Origin of the sequence: Marinobacter salinexigens (assembly GCF_008370345.1) — a bacterium.
GTDB lineage: Bacteria > Pseudomonadota > Gammaproteobacteria > Pseudomonadales > Oleiphilaceae > Marinobacter > Marinobacter salinexigens.
Genome location: NZ_VTUU01000015.1, coordinates 20,600 through 36,505 on the forward strand (window position 1 = coordinate 20,600; position 15,906 = coordinate 36,505).

Below are 15,906 nucleotides of genomic sequence, written 5' to 3' on the forward strand. Positions count from 1 at the left end.
TCTGCCCGTTATGATAGGGCCACACCAACGACTGGTTTCAGGGAACGCGAGGAGAATACTGTGAGTGAGGCAACACCGGGCACACTGATCAAGGCGCTGCAGAACCCCGATCTGTACGACCACCCCGTCCGTGACTTTCAGGTTATCGAGACTCACATCTCCCAGGTCATTCTCACTGGTGACTATGCATACAAGATCAAGAAAGCCGTTGATTTCGGCTTCCTGGACTTTTCGACCCTGGAGCGCCGCAAGCATTTCTGTGAAGAAGAGCTCCGTCTGAATCGTCGCCTGGCCGAAAAACTGTACCTGGAGGTGCTACCTCTGACCGGGTCGCCGGAAAGCCCCTCCATCGGCGGTACAGGAGAAGCCTTTGAATACGTTATCAAGATGCGCCAGTTCGGACAGGACCAACTGTTTGACCGACTTCAGGAAAGCGGTGATCTTGCACCCGGGTTGCTGACCAGCCTTGCCCGCCAAACGGCCGAGTTTCATGATCAACTGCCGCCCGTTGCAGAAGGCAGCGCTCTGGGCACCCCGGAATCCGTTTACGCGCCAATGCAGGAAAACTTCGACCAGATCAGGCCGCTGATTGACGATAAGACTCTGCTTGCCCAGCTGGACAATCTTGAAGGCTGGACCCAGTCTACTTTCGAGCGCCACCGCGAGCTGATTGCCAGGCGACGTGCCGAGGGCAAGGTGCGGGAATGTCACGGCGATCTTCACTTGGCCAACATCACCAGCTACGACGGCGAAGTCACCGTCTTCGACTGCATCGAATTTAACGAGCCGTTCCGCTGGATCGACGTGATCAATGATCTGGCGTTCCTGCTTATGGATCTCGAATCCAGAAATGAAGGGCCGCTGGCCAATCTCGTACTCAATACCTACCTGGAATACCGGGACGACTTCGAAGCTCTGCTTCTGCTGCCGCTGTATAAAACGTACCGCGCCCTCGTTCGCGCCAAAATTGCCCTGTTCACCATGGGTAACCCCGCACTGACCGCGGAAGAAAAGAACGGGCTGATGCAAACCTACAGGGACTATGCTCAACTGGCCGAGGATTACACCGCCATACCGAACCATTACCTGCTCGCCACCACCGGCCTTTCTGCCAGCGGCAAAACCTGCGTCAGCGCCTCTCTCGCAGGTGAACTGGGGCTGATCCGGTTGCGCTCAGATGTGGAGCGCAAGCGACTGCACGGTTTGGCACCTCTGGACAGCAGTAAATCCGGTATCGGCACAGACCTTTACAGCCCGGAGGCCAACGAGCAGACCTATCAGCGACTGGCCGATCTCGCGGACCAGCTGCTGGCCGGCGGGCTCTCGGTCATTGTGGATGCAGCCTGCCTGAAAGAGCACGAGCGCCACCTGTTCGACACCATCGCAGAAAACGAAGGGGTCCCCTTTGCGCTGATTCACTGCGAAGCGCCGGAAGAGCTGCGCAGGGAGTGGGTGCGCAAACGAAAAGGCGATGCGTCAGAAGCCACAGAGCAATTGCTGGATGCTCAGCAGTCCTGGTTTGAACCTCTGACAGCCGATGAAAGCAACCACACGATTCACCTGCACACGGATGAAGAACACGTTGCCGAGGCCGTCGCAGACAGGATCCGGCAGCACCTCGGTATGACAGGGCACTGAAGCGAGCCGCCATGCCCGATTGCAACGTTGAGTGGATAAAGGCCTGCACCGAGTCAGACGTGGAGGAAGGTCGGTTCGCCGAGTTCCGACTACCCCGGGATACGTCAGTACCCGACGCCATCCCCCGGAGCGGCTTTGTATTCCTGGAAAACGGGACGCTCCGGGCTTACCTCAATCAATGCCCTCACCTGGGCATTGAGCTGAACTGGATGCCGGGGCGGTTTATGGACTCCGACAACCTGTTCATTCAGTGCTCCACTCATGGCGCCCTGTTTAAACCAACAACCGGAGAATGCATTGCCGGCCCCTGCCAGGGCGATGCCCTGGTCGCGCTGGACCTGCGCTTGGACCACGGAGACGTACTGATCAGAGTTCCGGCCTGGAAGGCTCCAGAATAACCGGCACGGACTCCGTCAATGTGAGCGATCCGGAAGGCTGCCCACCTTGCCCGGCCAGTGCCGCCCGATAGGCCACCACTTCGACACCTGCAGAACAGGCTTCCCGAAGCAGTTCCCCGTAATCAGGGTCAATATGATCGGCAGGCCGAACAGTCTCAATACCCGTGTGGTTAACCAGGAAGAACAGTACTGCCCGTTCCCCCTTGGCCACCTGCGCCATCAGTTCACGCAAATGCTTCTGGCCGCGAGTGGTGACGGCGTCCGGAAAATAGCCCCGTCCCCCCTCAGCCAGAGTGACGTTTTTCACTTCGACCCAGGCATCTGGCTGACTATCGTGATCAGACAACAGCAGGTCAATCCGACTTTTTTCTTCTCCGTATCGAACCTCTGCCTTACATTGACGGTAGCCTGAAAGTTCCACCACCCGCCCCGACTCGATGGCTTCGCGGGCCTGATAATTAGGGCGTGCCGTGTTGATACAGGCAAACTCTCCGGGCGCGGTTTCCACCAGTTCCCAGGTATATCTGAGTTTACGTTTAGGGTTGTCGCTCTCACTCAGCCAAACCCGCGCGTCATCGGGCTTGCAGCCAAGCATGGAACCGGTATTGGGGCAATGGGCCGTCACCTCGGTACCGTCCGGAAGTCGAACATCCGCGAGGAATCGCTTGTACCGGCGAATAAGGCGACCTTCAACCAGGGGTTCAGGAAACTTCATGTGATCTCCGTACAAAAGTCGATGTCACAAGGCTGGCACCCCCGTGACTAATCTGCTATTTTCCGCAAATTCCCGTTTCAGGACGAATGCTGCATCCAGGGTTTGACCGCGCAACCATGGGGTTAACGCGGAGGGAAGCACAGCGTTCTTGTGAAGTACAGACTAGAGGCCGGGTTCAATGGCAAATACTGCAGAACAATCACGCGAACGTTTTACCAACTTCACCCCCTATGAAATGAAGAAGGGTGAAGAGTATATGAGTGCTGAGATGCTACAGCACTTTAAGGACCTGCTCCTGAAATGGAAACAGGAGCTGATGGAAGAAGTTGACCGCACCATGCACCACATGCAGGAAGATGCGGCAAACTACGCGGATCCCAGCGATCGCGCAACCCAGGAAGAAGAGTTCAGCCTGGAACTGCGTACCCGTGATCGCGAGCGCAAGCTGATCAAGAAGATCGACAAGACCATCGATCGCATTGACAAGGATGACTACGGTTTCTGCGATCAGTGCGGCGTCGAAATCGGTATCCGTCGCCTGGAAGCGCGCCCGACAGCGACGCTTTGCATCGACTGCAAAACTCTCGCCGAGATCCGCGAGCGTCAGACCGGCATCTGATCCGCTGCCGATACCTGTAGCCGGTGCAGCAATTCCGGGCGCCGGCTGCCAGCCCACTTATGTCTTATCCCTATTGCGGGCGCTTCGCCCCGTCGCCCACCGGCCCGTTACACTTTGGCTCGCTGGTAACTGCCGTCGCAAGCTATCTGGAAGCGCGCGCACACCATGGCAAATGGCTGATCCGCATTGAAGATCTGGACCCTCTGCGCGAGCCTCCCGAAGCCACAGGCCAAATCCTTCATAGCCTTGAGTGCCACGGACTGATAGCAGACGATGAAGTCCGTTTTCAGTCCCGTAGACACCAAGCGTATCAGTCCGCCATCGAACAATTGTTAGCTCGCGGCAAAGCTTACCGGTGCAGTTGCTCCCGAAAGCAGCTTCAGGCAAACGGCGGGCGACACCCAAACCATTGCCGCGATGGGAACCTGCGGGCCGATAGCAGCCCCTTCGCCATCCGTTTTGCCCTGGAGGACGAAAGCTGCCAATGGCAGGATCAACTGCTGGGCCCCCAGCACCAAGAGATTCATGGCGAACTGGATGATCCGGTGATTTTACGCAAGGAAGGATTTTACGCCTACCAACTTGCCGTCGTCGTAGACGACATTGATCAGGGCGTCACTGACGTTGTGCGAGGCTCGGATTTACTGGAAATGACCGCCCCGCAGCAGCAAATCTACCGCGCATTAGGCGCCACGGCTCCCGGCTGGCTGCACATCCCGGTGATTCTCAACGATCAGGGCCAAAAGCTCAGCAAGCAAAACCATGCCCCGGCTCTGGACGACACCAAGGCCCCGGCAAACCTGTTCGAGGCCCTCGTGGCGCTTGGCCAGAAACCTCCCCCGGAACTCGCTCAACAATCCGCAAGCCAAATCCTGGAATGGGGGCAGGCAAACTGGCGGCGAGATGCCATTCACCTGACATCCCAATAAAGCTCATGGTATAAAGCCCCACTTATACTCCCATATTCGACACACCTCGGCGCGGAAACACTGCCTGATGTATATCTACCGCCTGGTCTTCCTGCTGGTCCTGGCCATTTACATATTTTCCCCAAACATCCTCGACTGGTGGACCGCGCCGGGAAACGCCTGGTATAGCCCTTACCTGATCTGGGCCAGCATCATTGCCATAGGTTTCTGGCTTGAATGGCGACGGGACCCCAATGAGCTTTAGCGCAACCGGTCTGCTGCTTGCCAGCGTCCTTTATTTACTCCTGCTTTTCGGCATCGCGTGGATTACCGAGCGCGGTGCTCTGCCCCGCCACTGGGTCCGGCACCCTCTGGTTTATACCCTTAGTCTTGGTGTCTATGCCGGCATCTGGGCCGTCTACGCCGCTGTTGGGGTTGCCGCGGAATCCGGCTACGGTTTTCTCGCCTATTACCTGGGGATCAGCGGTGCTTTTCTCCTGGCCCCGGTTCTGCTCAGCCCGATTCTGCGCATCGGCCGCGCCTATCAGCTCACTTCACTTGCGGATCTGTTTGCCTATCGCTACCGCAGCCAATGGGCGGGCACCCTGGTTACCCTGTGTTCCGGTGGTGCCATCCTGTCACTGCTGAGTATGCAGATACAGGCGGTTACGACCTCCGCCAGTATCCTGGCACCAGACACTTCACCGAACCTGATCAGCGTCATGTTCAGTCTCACCGTGGTCCTGTTTGCCATGCTGTTCGGTGCTCGCAGAAACCAGAACTCGGAAAACCATCAGGGACTGGTACTGGCGATCGCCTTTGACTCACTCGTCAAACTGGTCGCCCTGCTGGTACTGGGAAGCGTTATCCTCTTTGGCGTATTCGACGGCATGGCAGGACTGGACCGCTGGCTCGCCAGCAACACCGGCCCCGCCACCCCCATGGCACTGAACATCGACGATGGCAGCTGGCGCGCACTGATGCTGATGTCCTTTGCTGCTGCCCTGGTACTGCCCCATATGTACCACATGATTTTCGCTGAAAACCCGTCCCCCAAGGCCCTCGCAAAGGCCAGCTGGGGACTGCCGCTCTACCTCCTGCTATTGAGCCTGCCAGTACCCTTGATCCTTTGGGGCGGACAGTCGCTTGGCGTGACAACCGGACCCAATTTCTACGCCCTGGGTACCGCTCAGGCACTTGATAGCCCAGTGCTGACATTACTGATGTACATTGCCGGCCTCTCCGCCGCCAGCGGACTGATGATTGTCAGCACCCTCGCATTGGCAGGCATGGTGCTGAACCACGTGGTGTTGCCACTTAAGACACCCAGGGAGCAGGGCGACATATACCGCTGGCTGCAGCGGGTAAAGCGTCTGCTGATTGCGGTCATCATCTTTCTTGCCCTGTTATTCCACGAAACGGTTGGCTCCACCCTGGACCTTTCGATCCTCGGCGCCATCTCCCTGTCCGGTATGCTGCACCTGCTGCCTGGGGCCCTGGGGGTTATCTACTGGCCAGAGGGGAATCGCCGTGGTTTGATTGCAGGGCTGGTTGTAGGCCTGAGTATCTGGGTAGTCACTATGGTTCTGCCCTTCTCCCATACCATCAATCTGCTACAACTCCTGGACGCACCGTTAGTTCCGGACTACAGCAACTGGCACATTTTCACCTTCGCCAGCCTGACCGCCAATGTGGTGGTATTCACACTCATTTCGATCCTCAGCGGTGCCACTAACGAAGAGGCCAGCGCAGCCCAGGCATGCTCCCTGGGCGCCCTGTCCCGGCCACAGCGCCGGGAACTGCTGGCATCCTCATCCAACGAGTTCGTAAAGCATCTGGCCGAACCATTGGGTTTCGGCGTTGCCCGCCGGGAAGTAGACCGCGCCCTGTCTCAGCTCAGACTCCCGAATGTTGAGTATCGGCCATACCAGTTACGGCGCTTGCGGGATCAGGTGGAAATCAATCTCTCCGGACTGCTCGGCCCCGCAGTTGCCCGGGACATGGTCAAACGCCATCTGGGCTTCAAACCCCTGGCCCATGGCGGAGCCGCCCAGGACATCCGCTATGTGGAACGCGCCCTGGGCGACTACCAAAACCGGCTTACAGGCCTGGCAGGTGAACTCGACAACCTGCGGCGACATTATCGTCAAACACTGCAGAACCTTCCGATTCCAGCCTGCTCCGTTGGTGAAGACGGCGAGATTCTGATGTGGAACAGCGCCATGGAGCTGCTCACAGGCATCACCGCAGACGACGTCGTGGGCGCGCGGCTCATGGCTCTTCCGGAGCATTGGCACCTGCTATTGGAGGATTTCAACCGGGGTGAGGAACTGCACCGCTACAAACACCGCCTGGATCTGCGGGGCAAACCCCACTGGCTGAACCTGCACAAAGCAGCACTCAGCGGCCCCGATCATACGGAAAGCGGAAGCATCATTCTGGTAGAAGATCAGACAGAAACACGACTGCTCGAAGATGAGCTGATGCATAGCGAGCGACTGGCTTCAGTCGGCCGCCTGGCGGCCGGGGTCGCCCATGAAATCGGCAACCCCGTGACCGGCATTTCCTCGCTGGCTCAAAACCTCAAGCTGGAAACTGACAACCCGGACATCCTCGACACCGCAGACCAGATCCAGCAACAAACTCGACGGATCTCCACCATCCTGCAATCCTTGATGAACTTTGCCCGAACCGGCAATCACGCTCAGGCCAACCGCTATGAGCCGGTCGAGATCCGTCGCTGCGTCGAGGAATCCATTAACCTTCTGTCTCTGAGTGACCGGGGAAATGGCGTTGAGTTCATCAACGAGTGCCCTCCGCAACTCCAGATACTCGGGGACGAACAACGGCTTGTTCAGGTGTTTATTAACCTGCTGGCCAATGCCCGCGATGCATCACCTGAGCACGGAACCATCCGGATCAGTGGAAACGGCGATGGCTACTCCGCTATCATCGAAGTCATTGATGAAGGCTCCGGGATTCCGGAAGACCAGCTCGACCACATTTTCGAGCCTTTCTATACCACCAAGGCCCCCAACAAGGGAACCGGGCTGGGTCTTTCGCTGGTTTACAGCATCATTGAGGAACACTACGGCAACATTCAGGTGGAAAGCCCCGCTGATGCTGAGACCGGGCGAGGAACCCGTGTGCGGCTGAGGCTACCGGCCTATCAGGCTGAATCCGGCAACAACTCCATCAGCCAGAACCAAGGGTCATGAGACTGTTATGCCTCGCATTCTGATTGTAGAAGACGAAGACATCATTCGTTCAGCGGTACGAAAGCTACTCCAACACGCCGGATACGAGGTATTCGATGCCAGTTCGGTAGAAGATGCAGAGCAGTATGAGCCCGACCAGTTCGACCTGATCATCTCGGATCTTCGACTGCCTGGCGCGGCCGGCACTGAACTGATCAGCCGGGCGCCGAATACCCCTGTGCTGATCATGACCAGCTACGCCAGCCTGCGATCCGCCGTTGATTCGATGAAAATGGGCGCGGTTGAATACATTGCCAAGCCATTCGACCACGACGAGATGCTGGCAGCAGTAGACAATATTCTCGCCCGCTCGGGAAAAACGTCCAGCCAGGCGCAGCAATCGGCCACCTCCGACTCAGACACCCCCAGCGACCCGTCTGCCATCATGTTCGGGCAATGCGAACCAATGCAGAGGGTGTTTACGCTTATCCGAAAGGTTGCCCCTACCGAGACGACGGTTCTGATAAACGGAGAGTCCGGTACCGGTAAGGAACTGGCCGCCAGAGCCTTGCATCTGCTCAGCCCACGGGCCTCAAAACCTCTGATATCCGTTAACTGTGCCGCCATTCCGGAAAGCCTGATTGAGTCCGAACTGTTTGGCCATGAAAAAGGCGCATTTACCGGCGCAGTATCCGCTCGCACCGGTTTGATCGAAGCTGCTGACGGAGGCAGCCTGTTTCTGGATGAAATCGGCGAACTGCCTCCCGAAGCCCAGGCCCGGCTGTTACGGGTGCTTCAGGAGAGCGAAATCCGCCGGGTCGGCTCGACCCAGAGCCAAAAGGTGGACGTGCGCATGATTGCGGCCACCCATCGGAACCTGAAAGCAATGACCCGTACCGGCGAATTCCGGGAAGATCTGTACTACCGACTCAACGTTATGCAGATCCGGATTCCGCCCCTCCGGGAACGCCAGGGCGACATTCTTGGCCTCGCTCGCCGCTTCCTGAAGAGGCAGAGTGAAAAGATGGGCAAGCCGAATCTGAACCTGAGCCCCGAGGCTATGCGGGCTCTGGAACGACATCGCTGGCCAGGCAATGTCCGGGAACTGGAAAACGCCATTGAACGCGCCACCATCCTCTGTGACGGCGACGTGATAACCCCCTACGTCCTCGATCTCGACAGTGAAGGCCACGACGAGCACATCCCGGAAACTCTGGTAGAAGGCAATAACGAGCAGACCCGCTCAGCGGATGCGGACTCCGCCAACGATCTGTCTCTTGAAGATTACTTCCAGCACTTTGTCCTGGAGAACCAGGACCGGATGAGCGAAACCGAATTGGCCCAGAAACTGGGCATCAGCAGAAAGTCTCTCTGGGAACGCCGGCAGCGCCTGGGCATCCCCCGCAAAAAGTCCTCCGGTAACTGATTTCCCTCCCATCGGGCTGACCTGGAACGGCCGGCCCGGCACACAAACTGTGAACGTGCGCTCATTTGTTACCCCATGTTCCCCTCGGTAACACTCCCGAAAATTTGTCCGGGGCCTCAGTAACACTTAGGTCGAATACGGGGTAACACTTACGAACTAAAAATTCTTAACTCACTGTTAATAAAGGGTTTTAAAAAACTGGCACACGGACTGCACTCTAATAAGCGCACGACAACAAAAACAAGAGTGACAACGCAGCGCCAACAACAAGAACAAAAAGCTGCAAGAAGACGTTCGGTAACAAAAACAAAAACAGAACGTGAGCGAACTGAGTGTTTTGGGTGCTTTGCTTTTTAGTGGTCCCATGGCACGTGTGAGTTGTAGATGTAGAGAAGAATCGTCTTCCAGGCGACACTACAGATACCCGTGACTCACCCGATGTCTCTGACTACTCTGTGTATTCAAAGCTTTCCGTTTGCACTACTGAGATGCCCCGATTTTGGGGATGCACAGTGGGGTACAAAAATTAAGAAAAATCCCGGCAAAAATAAAAACAATGCAGATCGTCAACGCTTTCAGGGCGGATTCGTAACAACGAATCCGCCTTTTGATTTTCTGGGCACCGGGAATTTAACGAGCGCCTCAGCCACAAACGTGTGCAAATCCCGCTCAAACCGTTAAACTCTCGGTTTTTGCTCATCGCACCCACGGATTTAAATGCCAAAACGACTCGTCGACCGACTCCGTGCCTTTATACCCGGCAACGGAAAGAAAAAGCCTCCCATGTATCAGCGCAGGGACATTCCCCGGGATCAGCACAACGTTTCCCGCTCAATGATCAGTGATGCGGCCAGGAAAGTCCTGCATCGGCTGAACAAGTCCGGCTACGAAGCTTATCTTGTAGGCGGCGGAGTGAGGGATATCCTGCTGGGCGGTAAGCCAAAAGATTTCGACATCGCCACCAACGCAACTCCCGAGGAAGTTCACGACCTGTTCCGGAACTCCCGGCTGATCGGGCGCCGATTCCGGATTGTGCACGTGGTATTCGGCCGTGAGGTCATCGAAGTTACAACGTTCAGGGGTAATGCCGGGCAGGCCGACGATTCCTCCGTTGATGACGACCGCAAGACCAGCGAGCATGGTCTCCTGCTCAGGGACAACGTCTACGGCAGCATGGAAGAAGATGCCCTGCGCCGCGATTTCACTGTCAACGCTCTGTACTACTGCATTCGCGATTTCACTGTTATCGATTTTGCCAACGGTGTTGAAGACCTTAACAATCGCCAGTTACGCCTGATCGGTGATCCGGAAACCCGCTATCGCGAAGATCCCGTCCGGATGCTTCGAGCCATCCGGTTTGCAGGAAAACTGGGTTTCGATATCGAACCGACAACCGAAGCCCCCATTAAAGAGTTGGCGCCTCTGCTGACACATATTCCCGCTGCCAGGCTGTTCGATGAGGTGCTCAAACTGTTTTCCGCAGGCCACGGCGAAGCGACATACGATCTTCTGACTCACTATAACCTGCTCGCCCCCCTGTTCCCGGAGACCGTCAAGGCGCTGGAGGCCGGTGAATCCGATCAACTGATCCGTCAGGCCCTGCAAAACACCGACGCGCGAATTGCACAAGGCAAATCCGTTACGCCTTACTTCCTGTTTGCCGCCATGCTGTGGCCGGCACTCCAGGCCGAATGGCGACGGCGCCAGGACAACGGCGATCCGGTGCAGCCAGCTCTCCACGGCGCCATCGGTAAGGTCATCGGCCGACAGGTGCAAGCAACATCGATCCCCAAACGCTTTTCCGGCCCGATGAAAGAGATCTGGGAATTGCAGATGCGCCTGCCCCGCCGCCAGGGGAAGCGGGCATTTACCACAATGACCCATCCCCGATTCCGGGCGGCCTATGACTTCCTGCTCGTGAGAGAGGCGGCCGGAGAAATTGAACCGGGCCTGGGCAAGTGGTGGACAGAGTTCCAGAAAGGTGACGAACGCCACCAGGAACGGATGCTGTCACAACTGGCCAGCGATGGTCCCAAGAAACGGCGACGCCGGCGTAAACCCGCCAGCAGGCCTGCCCAGCAATGAGCACTGACGCCTTCATCGGTCTTGGCAGCAACCTTGAAGACCCGGCAGCTCAACTGGCCAGGGCGGTGGCAGAACTGGCGGCATTACCAGGCACCGTGCTTGCAGCCCAATCCCCATTCTATGCCAGCCGCCCTGTCGGCCCACAAGACCAGCCAGACTATGTAAATGGTGCAGTTTGGCTGCAAACGGACCTTGAACCCCATGCCCTGCTGGACGAGCTTCAGCGTATTGAGCAACTCCACGGTCGACAGCGACTGAGGCACTGGGGGCCTCGCACTCTGGACCTGGATCTGCTGATTTATGGCAGTCTGACGCTCGACGATGACCGCCTGACTGTGCCCCACCGGGAACTGGCCAACAGGGACTTTGCCCTCCAGCCTTTGCTGGACCTCAATCCTGATCTAACCCTGCCGAATGGCCAGGCGATCAGGGAGCTCCGCCAACAGTGCCCTGACAATGAGCTCAGAAAACTCCCTCCTGTACCCCGGGACCCCTTCCTGCAGCGCTGAAGGACGGGGTGCCCCACGGCACCCGGCGTCATGCTACTATTGCCTCGGACATACCCCCGAATTACCCTAAGCACCAGCATGTTGGCATGTCCGGCGATCATCAAGACCATCCACCGAAGGCAAGGATTTTATGGCTGTTACCATCAATACGCTGCGGGAATTTAAAGAGAAAGGCGAAGCGTTTTCTGTTCTGACATCCTACGATGCCACGTTTGCCCAAGTGGTCAGCGAGGCCGGTGTCGACGCCATCCTTATCGGCGATTCGCTTGGCATGGTTCTCCAGGGCAACGACAGCACCCTCCCGGTCACCCTGGATGAAATGGTTTATCACACCGCCTGCGTCGCCAAAGGCAACAAAGGTTCCCTGATCATGGCAGACATGCCATTCATGACCTACGGCACAGTCGAAGCCGCCCTTGAGAATGCAGCTGAGCTGATGCGGGCCGGGGCCCACATGGTCAAGCTCGAAGGTACCGACTGGATGAAGGACACCATCGCCGCACTGAGCGAGCGAGGCGTGCCAGTATGTGCACACCTGGGACTGACACCCCAGTTCGTCAACAAGTTCGGCGGGTACAAGGTCCAGGGACGAGATGAGAAAGCCGCCGAAATGATGATCGAACACGCCTGTGAACTGGTTGCTGCGGGCGCTGACGTCATTCTTCTCGAATGCGTGCCAGCCCCATTGGCGGCCCGCATCACCCAGGCTGTCAAAGCACCGGTCATTGGTATCGGCGCCGGTGCTGATACCGACGGCCAGGTTCTCGTGGTTCACGATATGCTCGGCCTGACACCCGGACGGAAGCCGAAATTCGTTAAAAACTTCCTTGCCGAAGCTGATTCGGTACAGGGTGCCATTGAAGCCTACGTCAAAGCGGTCAAAGACCGGACATTCCCCGCCGAGGAGCATACGTTCAAAGCATGAGAACCGTACATTCCCTGAAAGAGCTCCGCACCATTCTTCGTGGCTATCGCCTGCAAGGCAAAACCATCGGGCTGGTGCCAACCATGGGCAACCTCCACGAAGGCCATATATCTCTTGTCCGCAAGGCGGCAGAAGCGTCAGACATCGTGGTCACCAGTATTTTCGTCAACCCGATGCAGTTTGGTGCAGGAGAAGATCTCGACAAGTACCCACGCACCTTGCTGGCAGACCAGGAGAAACTTGATGCTGCCGGGAACACATTGGTCTTTGCGCCTTCAGCCGAGGAAGTCTATCCGGAAGGCCTGGCAGGGCAAACTCAGGTAGTGGTACCGGACGTCAGTGACGGGCATTGCGGTGCCAGTCGCCCCGGCCACTTTGAAGGCGTCGCCACAGTGGTCACCATGCTATTCAACATGGTTCAGCCCGACCTTGCGGTGTTTGGTGAGAAGGATTTCCAGCAATTGGCCGTCATCCGGAAGCTGGCCCGGGATCTGATGATTCCCGTCGAGATCATTGGAGCCCCGACCGTCCGTGAGGATGACGGGCTCGCAAAGAGCTCCCGTAACGGCTATCTTTCTGAGAAAGAACGTCAGCTTGCGCCTGCAGTTTACAAGACACTGCAATCAGCCGCTGAAAAGCTGACCAATGGCCAGACAGACATCGAGACCATCGCCACAGAGGCGAAGGACAGCCTTGCCCAAGCAGGCCTTCGCCCCGACTACTTCAATATCGTCAACAGCGTGACCCTGAAACCGGCACAATCGGAAGACAAGGAGCTCACGTTATTGGTTGCCGCTTTCCTGGGAACCACCCGACTGATCGACAACCTGTCCATTACCCGCTAGGACAAAAGAAAGAGCAGAAAAGGAGCTTCTGATGCCACATTCGACAACCCTGACCTCCAGACCAGAGTGGCGGACACTGGAAAACATGAGGTCAAGGCTTCAGTCGATCCCGATGACCCAGCTGTTTGAACAGGATTCAGGGCGGGCCCAGCGCTATTTTATTGAAGCTGCGGGCCTGTCTCTGGACTTCTCGAAGAACCGCATCGACGATGACACCCTGACCGCCCTTCTTGATCTCGCCCGGAGTTGCGGCCTTGAACCGCGTAAAAGTGCGTTGCTAGGTGGCAAGAAGGTCAACATTACGGAAGACCGGCCCGCGCTGCATACAGCACTCCGGGCACCCTCTGGTGAACGCATCCTGGTGGACGGCATGGATGTTGTCGGGGAAGTTCAGAGCACGCTTGATCGTATGGAAGCGCTGACAGAAAGCGTTATCACTGGCACTCGCACCGGGTATAGCGGCAAGGCCTTCACCGACGTTGTCAGCATCGGCATCGGCGGTTCATACCTTGGTCCGAAGCTGGTGACAGAGGCCCTTCAGCCTTACGCAAACGGACGTATACGTTGCCACTACGTGGCCAACATTGATGGCACTGACATCAGCGAAACGTTGAAACAGGTAAACCCTGAAACCACGCTGTTTCTGATCCAGTCCAAATCCTTCCGCACACAGGAAACCCTTGAAAACAGCAAGGTCGCGCGCGAGTGGTTCCTCAGTCACGGTGCCGGCGAACAGGATATCGCAAGCCACTTCCTCGCCATCACAACCAATATCCCTGCCGCCGAAGCGTTTGGCATCAACCGGGACAACGTGTTCCCGATGTGGGACTGGGTTGGTGGTCGCTACTCCCTCTGGTCAGCCATTGGCCTGCCGATCGCACTGTATGCCGGTATGGAGAACTTCCGGTCACTGCTGGCCGGTGCCCATGCCATGGACAGCCACTTCCGGGACGCACCTCTGGAACAGAACCTGCCGGTAGTGATGGGGATGCTCAGTGTCTGGTACAACAATTTCTGGCAGGCCGACACCCATGCCATCCTGCCCTACGACCACTACCTGCGAAGCCTGCCCGACCATTTGCAGCAACTGGATATGGAAAGCAACGGCAAACGGGTTACCGAGGACGGCACGGAACTGACCTATGAATCCGGCCCGGTCATCTGGGGCGGTGTCGGCTCCAACGGCCAACACGCCTACCACCAGCTGATACACCAGGGCACCCGACTGATTCCGGCTGACTTCATTATTCCGCTGCGCACCCACAACCCGGTGGCCACGCACCATGCCGACCTGTTCGCTAACTGCCTGAGCCAGTCCCGGGCCATGATGGCTGGCAAGTCCCTGCAAGCGGCCGAAGCCGAACTCGCCTCAGAGGGCCTCAGTGACGCTGAAATAAAGCGCCTGGCGCCACACAAGGTTATCCCCGGCAACAAACCAAGTAATACCCTGATCATGGACAAGCTGACACCGGAAACAACCGGGGCCCTGATTGCGCTCTATGAGCACAGGACCTTTGTTCAGGGCGTTATATGGGATGTGGACTCTTTTGATCAATGGGGAGTAGAACTGGGCAAACAGCTAGGCAAAGGCATTTTGCCCCGCCTGCTCGGTGATGCAGGTGGTGCAGGAAACGCGGGTGACAGTGACAGCTCAACCGAGCACCTGATCGAACGCTACCGGTCAGCTAACCGCCCGTGAAATCAGCTTGCCCTGCCAGTTGAAGTCGACCGGCCAGAGACGCTGATCGCGGTCATACGCCGACCAGAGTTCAGCGTAGCTCTGACCAGAGACGGGGTGCCGCTGCGCCGGAGCGATATCGGCCAGCGGCCTCAACACAAACGCATTGTGCAGTATTTCTCCCCTGGGCAATTCCACCCCTTCCACGACACCAATCAGATCATCGTAGGTGAGAATATCGAGATCCAGAGTCCTCGCCCGGAACTTCGGATCCCCCCGACGACGACCGTTGTCAGCCTCTAACTGCTTGAAGCGACGGGAAAGTTCTCCGACCGAAAGTCCGGTGCACACACCGACAACCAGATTAAAAAAAGGCGAGCCATCAAAACCTACTGCTTCACTTTCGTAGACAGGGGAGATAACCAACTCCCCAAACCAATCGTCCAGAGCATCCAGGGCGGCAGTCACGTAACGCTCACGATCCACATTGGACCCGATACCGACATACACTCTCGCCTCACCGGACATCAGCGAACGCCTCTTTCAATGCGAACGCCCACCGAACGAGCCGCAGGCACAGCTCCGGGTTTCCTGAGTGTCAGCCGCAGCCATGAAATTCCGAAGGTACTCTGGAGATCCGAGGCGAGCGTTTCCGCACCGTATTCAAGTAGCTGAGGCTGGAGACGCTTGAGGCAGGACGATACCCGTTCACTCACTGCAGCATAATCCAGGGCATCAGCGACATCATCCGATGCTCCTGGTACCCGATTATCCCACGCCATCTCCAGATCTATGACCAGACGCTGGTTAACCTTACGCTCCCAGTCATAAACCCCGACGACTGTCTCAACCTCCAAGCCTTCAATAAGCACGCTGTCCGTCAAGGGCAAACTCCGACACATTACACTCTTTGCTGATTGAACAACCCTCAACCAGCAGATACTGTACAAAGGCTGGCCAGCG

At 57.2% G+C, this 15,906-nt stretch carries 15 protein-coding genes; 12 read left to right on the forward strand and 3 right to left on the reverse strand.

Annotation, left to right across the window (positions count from 1 at the left end; all coding sequences use genetic code 11):
• Positions 1–60: 60 nt before the first annotated feature.
• Together FWJ25_RS18385 and FWJ25_RS18390 are read left to right on the forward strand one after the other, a co-directional pair.
• Positions 61–1,638: a bifunctional aminoglycoside phosphotransferase/ATP-binding protein gene (locus tag FWJ25_RS18385; protein WP_149601731.1), complete on the forward strand. Its 1,578-nt coding sequence runs from the start codon at positions 61–63 to the stop codon at positions 1,636–1,638.
• A gap of 11 nt (positions 1,639–1,649) precedes the next feature.
• Positions 1,650–2,036 (forward strand): Rieske (2Fe-2S) protein, encoded by a 387-nt coding sequence (locus FWJ25_RS18390; RefSeq protein WP_149601732.1) that lies wholly within the window; start codon positions 1,650–1,652, stop codon positions 2,034–2,036.
• Here FWJ25_RS18390 and sfsA read toward each other — a convergent pair.
• Complete coding sequence (sfsA, locus tag FWJ25_RS18395) at positions 2,005–2,751, reverse strand: DNA/RNA nuclease SfsA (protein WP_149601733.1); 747 nt, start codon at positions 2,749–2,751, stop codon at positions 2,005–2,007. The two genes, FWJ25_RS18390 and sfsA, sit on opposite strands and share 32 nt — an antisense overlap.
• A gap of 178 nt (positions 2,752–2,929) precedes the next feature.
• Between sfsA and dksA the strand changes: the two genes are divergently transcribed.
• The 10 genes from dksA (at position 2,930) to pgi (ending at position 14,964) form a co-directional block, all read left to right on the forward strand.
• Positions 2,930–3,370 carry an RNA polymerase-binding protein DksA gene (dksA, locus tag FWJ25_RS18400; protein WP_149601734.1) on the forward strand — a complete coding sequence of 147 codons (441 nt, stop codon included), beginning with the start codon at positions 2,930–2,932 and terminating at the stop codon, positions 3,368–3,370.
• Between the two features lie 59 nt (positions 3,371–3,429).
• On the forward strand, positions 3,430–4,299 hold the full coding sequence (gluQRS, locus tag FWJ25_RS18405) for a tRNA glutamyl-Q(34) synthetase GluQRS (RefSeq protein ID WP_149601735.1): 870 nt from the start codon (positions 3,430–3,432) through the stop codon (positions 4,297–4,299).
• A 67-nt stretch (positions 4,300–4,366) separates the two neighbouring features.
• On the forward strand, positions 4,367–4,543 hold the full coding sequence (locus FWJ25_RS19660) for a hypothetical protein (RefSeq protein WP_188093670.1): 177 nt from the start codon (positions 4,367–4,369) through the stop codon (positions 4,541–4,543).
• Positions 4,533–7,496 carry an ATP-binding protein gene (locus FWJ25_RS18410; RefSeq protein WP_149601736.1) on the forward strand — a complete coding sequence of 988 codons (2,964 nt, stop codon included), beginning with the start codon at positions 4,533–4,535 and terminating at the stop codon, positions 7,494–7,496. Before FWJ25_RS19660 ends, FWJ25_RS18410 begins: the two co-directional genes overlap by 11 nt.
• Before the next feature lie 7 nt (positions 7,497–7,503).
• A complete protein-coding gene (locus FWJ25_RS18415) occupies positions 7,504–8,901 on the forward strand; it encodes a sigma-54-dependent transcriptional regulator (RefSeq protein ID WP_149601737.1) in 1,398 nt (465 codons plus the stop codon).
• Positions 8,902–9,618: 717 nt separating this feature from the next.
• Positions 9,619–10,986 carry a polynucleotide adenylyltransferase PcnB gene (gene pcnB, locus FWJ25_RS18425; protein WP_149601738.1) on the forward strand — a complete coding sequence of 456 codons (1,368 nt, stop codon included), beginning with the start codon at positions 9,619–9,621 and terminating at the stop codon, positions 10,984–10,986.
• Complete coding sequence (gene folK / locus FWJ25_RS18430) at positions 10,983–11,495, forward strand: 2-amino-4-hydroxy-6-hydroxymethyldihydropteridine diphosphokinase (RefSeq protein ID WP_149601739.1); 513 nt, start codon at positions 10,983–10,985, stop codon at positions 11,493–11,495. The genes pcnB and folK (FWJ25_RS18430) overlap by 4 nt, the downstream gene beginning before the upstream one ends.
• A gap of 130 nt (positions 11,496–11,625) precedes the next feature.
• The gene (panB, locus tag FWJ25_RS18435; RefSeq protein WP_149601740.1) at positions 11,626–12,420 is read left to right on the forward strand and encodes a 3-methyl-2-oxobutanoate hydroxymethyltransferase; all 795 of its coding nucleotides are present in this window, start codon (positions 11,626–11,628) and stop codon (positions 12,418–12,420) included.
• A complete protein-coding gene (panC, locus tag FWJ25_RS18440) occupies positions 12,417–13,265 on the forward strand; it encodes a pantoate--beta-alanine ligase (RefSeq protein ID WP_149601741.1) in 849 nt (282 codons plus the stop codon). The genes panB and panC overlap by 4 nt, the downstream gene beginning before the upstream one ends.
• A 31-nt stretch (positions 13,266–13,296) precedes the next feature.
• Positions 13,297–14,964 carry a glucose-6-phosphate isomerase gene (gene pgi / locus FWJ25_RS18445; protein WP_149601742.1) on the forward strand — a complete coding sequence of 556 codons (1,668 nt, stop codon included), beginning with the start codon at positions 13,297–13,299 and terminating at the stop codon, positions 14,962–14,964.
• Here pgi and folK (FWJ25_RS18450) read toward each other — a convergent pair.
• Positions 14,947–15,471 carry a 2-amino-4-hydroxy-6-hydroxymethyldihydropteridine diphosphokinase gene (gene folK / locus FWJ25_RS18450; RefSeq protein WP_149601743.1) on the reverse strand — a complete coding sequence of 175 codons (525 nt, stop codon included), beginning with the start codon at positions 15,469–15,471 and terminating at the stop codon, positions 14,947–14,949. The genes pgi and folK (FWJ25_RS18450) overlap by 18 nt on opposite strands.
• The gene (gene folB, locus FWJ25_RS18455) at positions 15,471–15,845 is read right to left on the reverse strand and encodes a dihydroneopterin aldolase (RefSeq protein ID WP_149601744.1); all 375 of its coding nucleotides are present in this window, start codon (positions 15,843–15,845) and stop codon (positions 15,471–15,473) included. Before folB ends, folK (FWJ25_RS18450) begins: the two co-directional genes overlap by 1 nt.
• Positions 15,846–15,906 lie beyond the last annotated feature (61 nt).

Bases quoted from the DNA above. Each gene is read 5' to 3' on its own strand.
- folK (WP_149601739.1), top strand. From the start codon at position 10,983: ATGAGCACTGACGCCTTCATCGGTCTTGGCAGCAACCTTGAAGACCCG.
- FWJ25_RS18410 (WP_149601736.1), top strand. From the start codon at position 4,533: ATGAGCTTTAGCGCAACCGGTCTGCTGCTTGCCAGCGTCCTTTATTTA.
- pgi (WP_149601742.1), top strand. From the start codon at position 13,297: ATGCCACATTCGACAACCCTGACCTCCAGACCAGAGTGGCGGACACTG.
- dksA (WP_149601734.1), top strand. From the start codon at position 2,930: ATGGCAAATACTGCAGAACAATCACGCGAACGTTTTACCAACTTCACC.
- panB (WP_149601740.1), top strand. From the start codon at position 11,626: ATGGCTGTTACCATCAATACGCTGCGGGAATTTAAAGAGAAAGGCGAA.
- pcnB (WP_149601738.1), top strand. From the start codon at position 9,619: ATGCCAAAACGACTCGTCGACCGACTCCGTGCCTTTATACCCGGCAAC.
- gluQRS (WP_149601735.1), top strand. From the start codon at position 3,430: ATGTCTTATCCCTATTGCGGGCGCTTCGCCCCGTCGCCCACCGGCCCG.
- folK (WP_149601743.1), bottom strand. From the start codon at position 15,471: ATGTCCGGTGAGGCGAGAGTGTATGTCGGTATCGGGTCCAATGTGGAT.
- FWJ25_RS19660 (WP_188093670.1), top strand. From the start codon at position 4,367: ATGTATATCTACCGCCTGGTCTTCCTGCTGGTCCTGGCCATTTACATA.
- FWJ25_RS18415 (WP_149601737.1), top strand. From the start codon at position 7,504: ATGCCTCGCATTCTGATTGTAGAAGACGAAGACATCATTCGTTCAGCG.
- panC (WP_149601741.1), top strand. From the start codon at position 12,417: ATGAGAACCGTACATTCCCTGAAAGAGCTCCGCACCATTCTTCGTGGC.
- FWJ25_RS18390 (WP_149601732.1), top strand. From the start codon at position 1,650: ATGCCCGATTGCAACGTTGAGTGGATAAAGGCCTGCACCGAGTCAGAC.
- folB (WP_149601744.1), bottom strand. From the start codon at position 15,845: ATGTGTCGGAGTTTGCCCTTGACGGACAGCGTGCTTATTGAAGGCTTG.
- sfsA (WP_149601733.1), bottom strand. From the start codon at position 2,751: ATGAAGTTTCCTGAACCCCTGGTTGAAGGTCGCCTTATTCGCCGGTAC.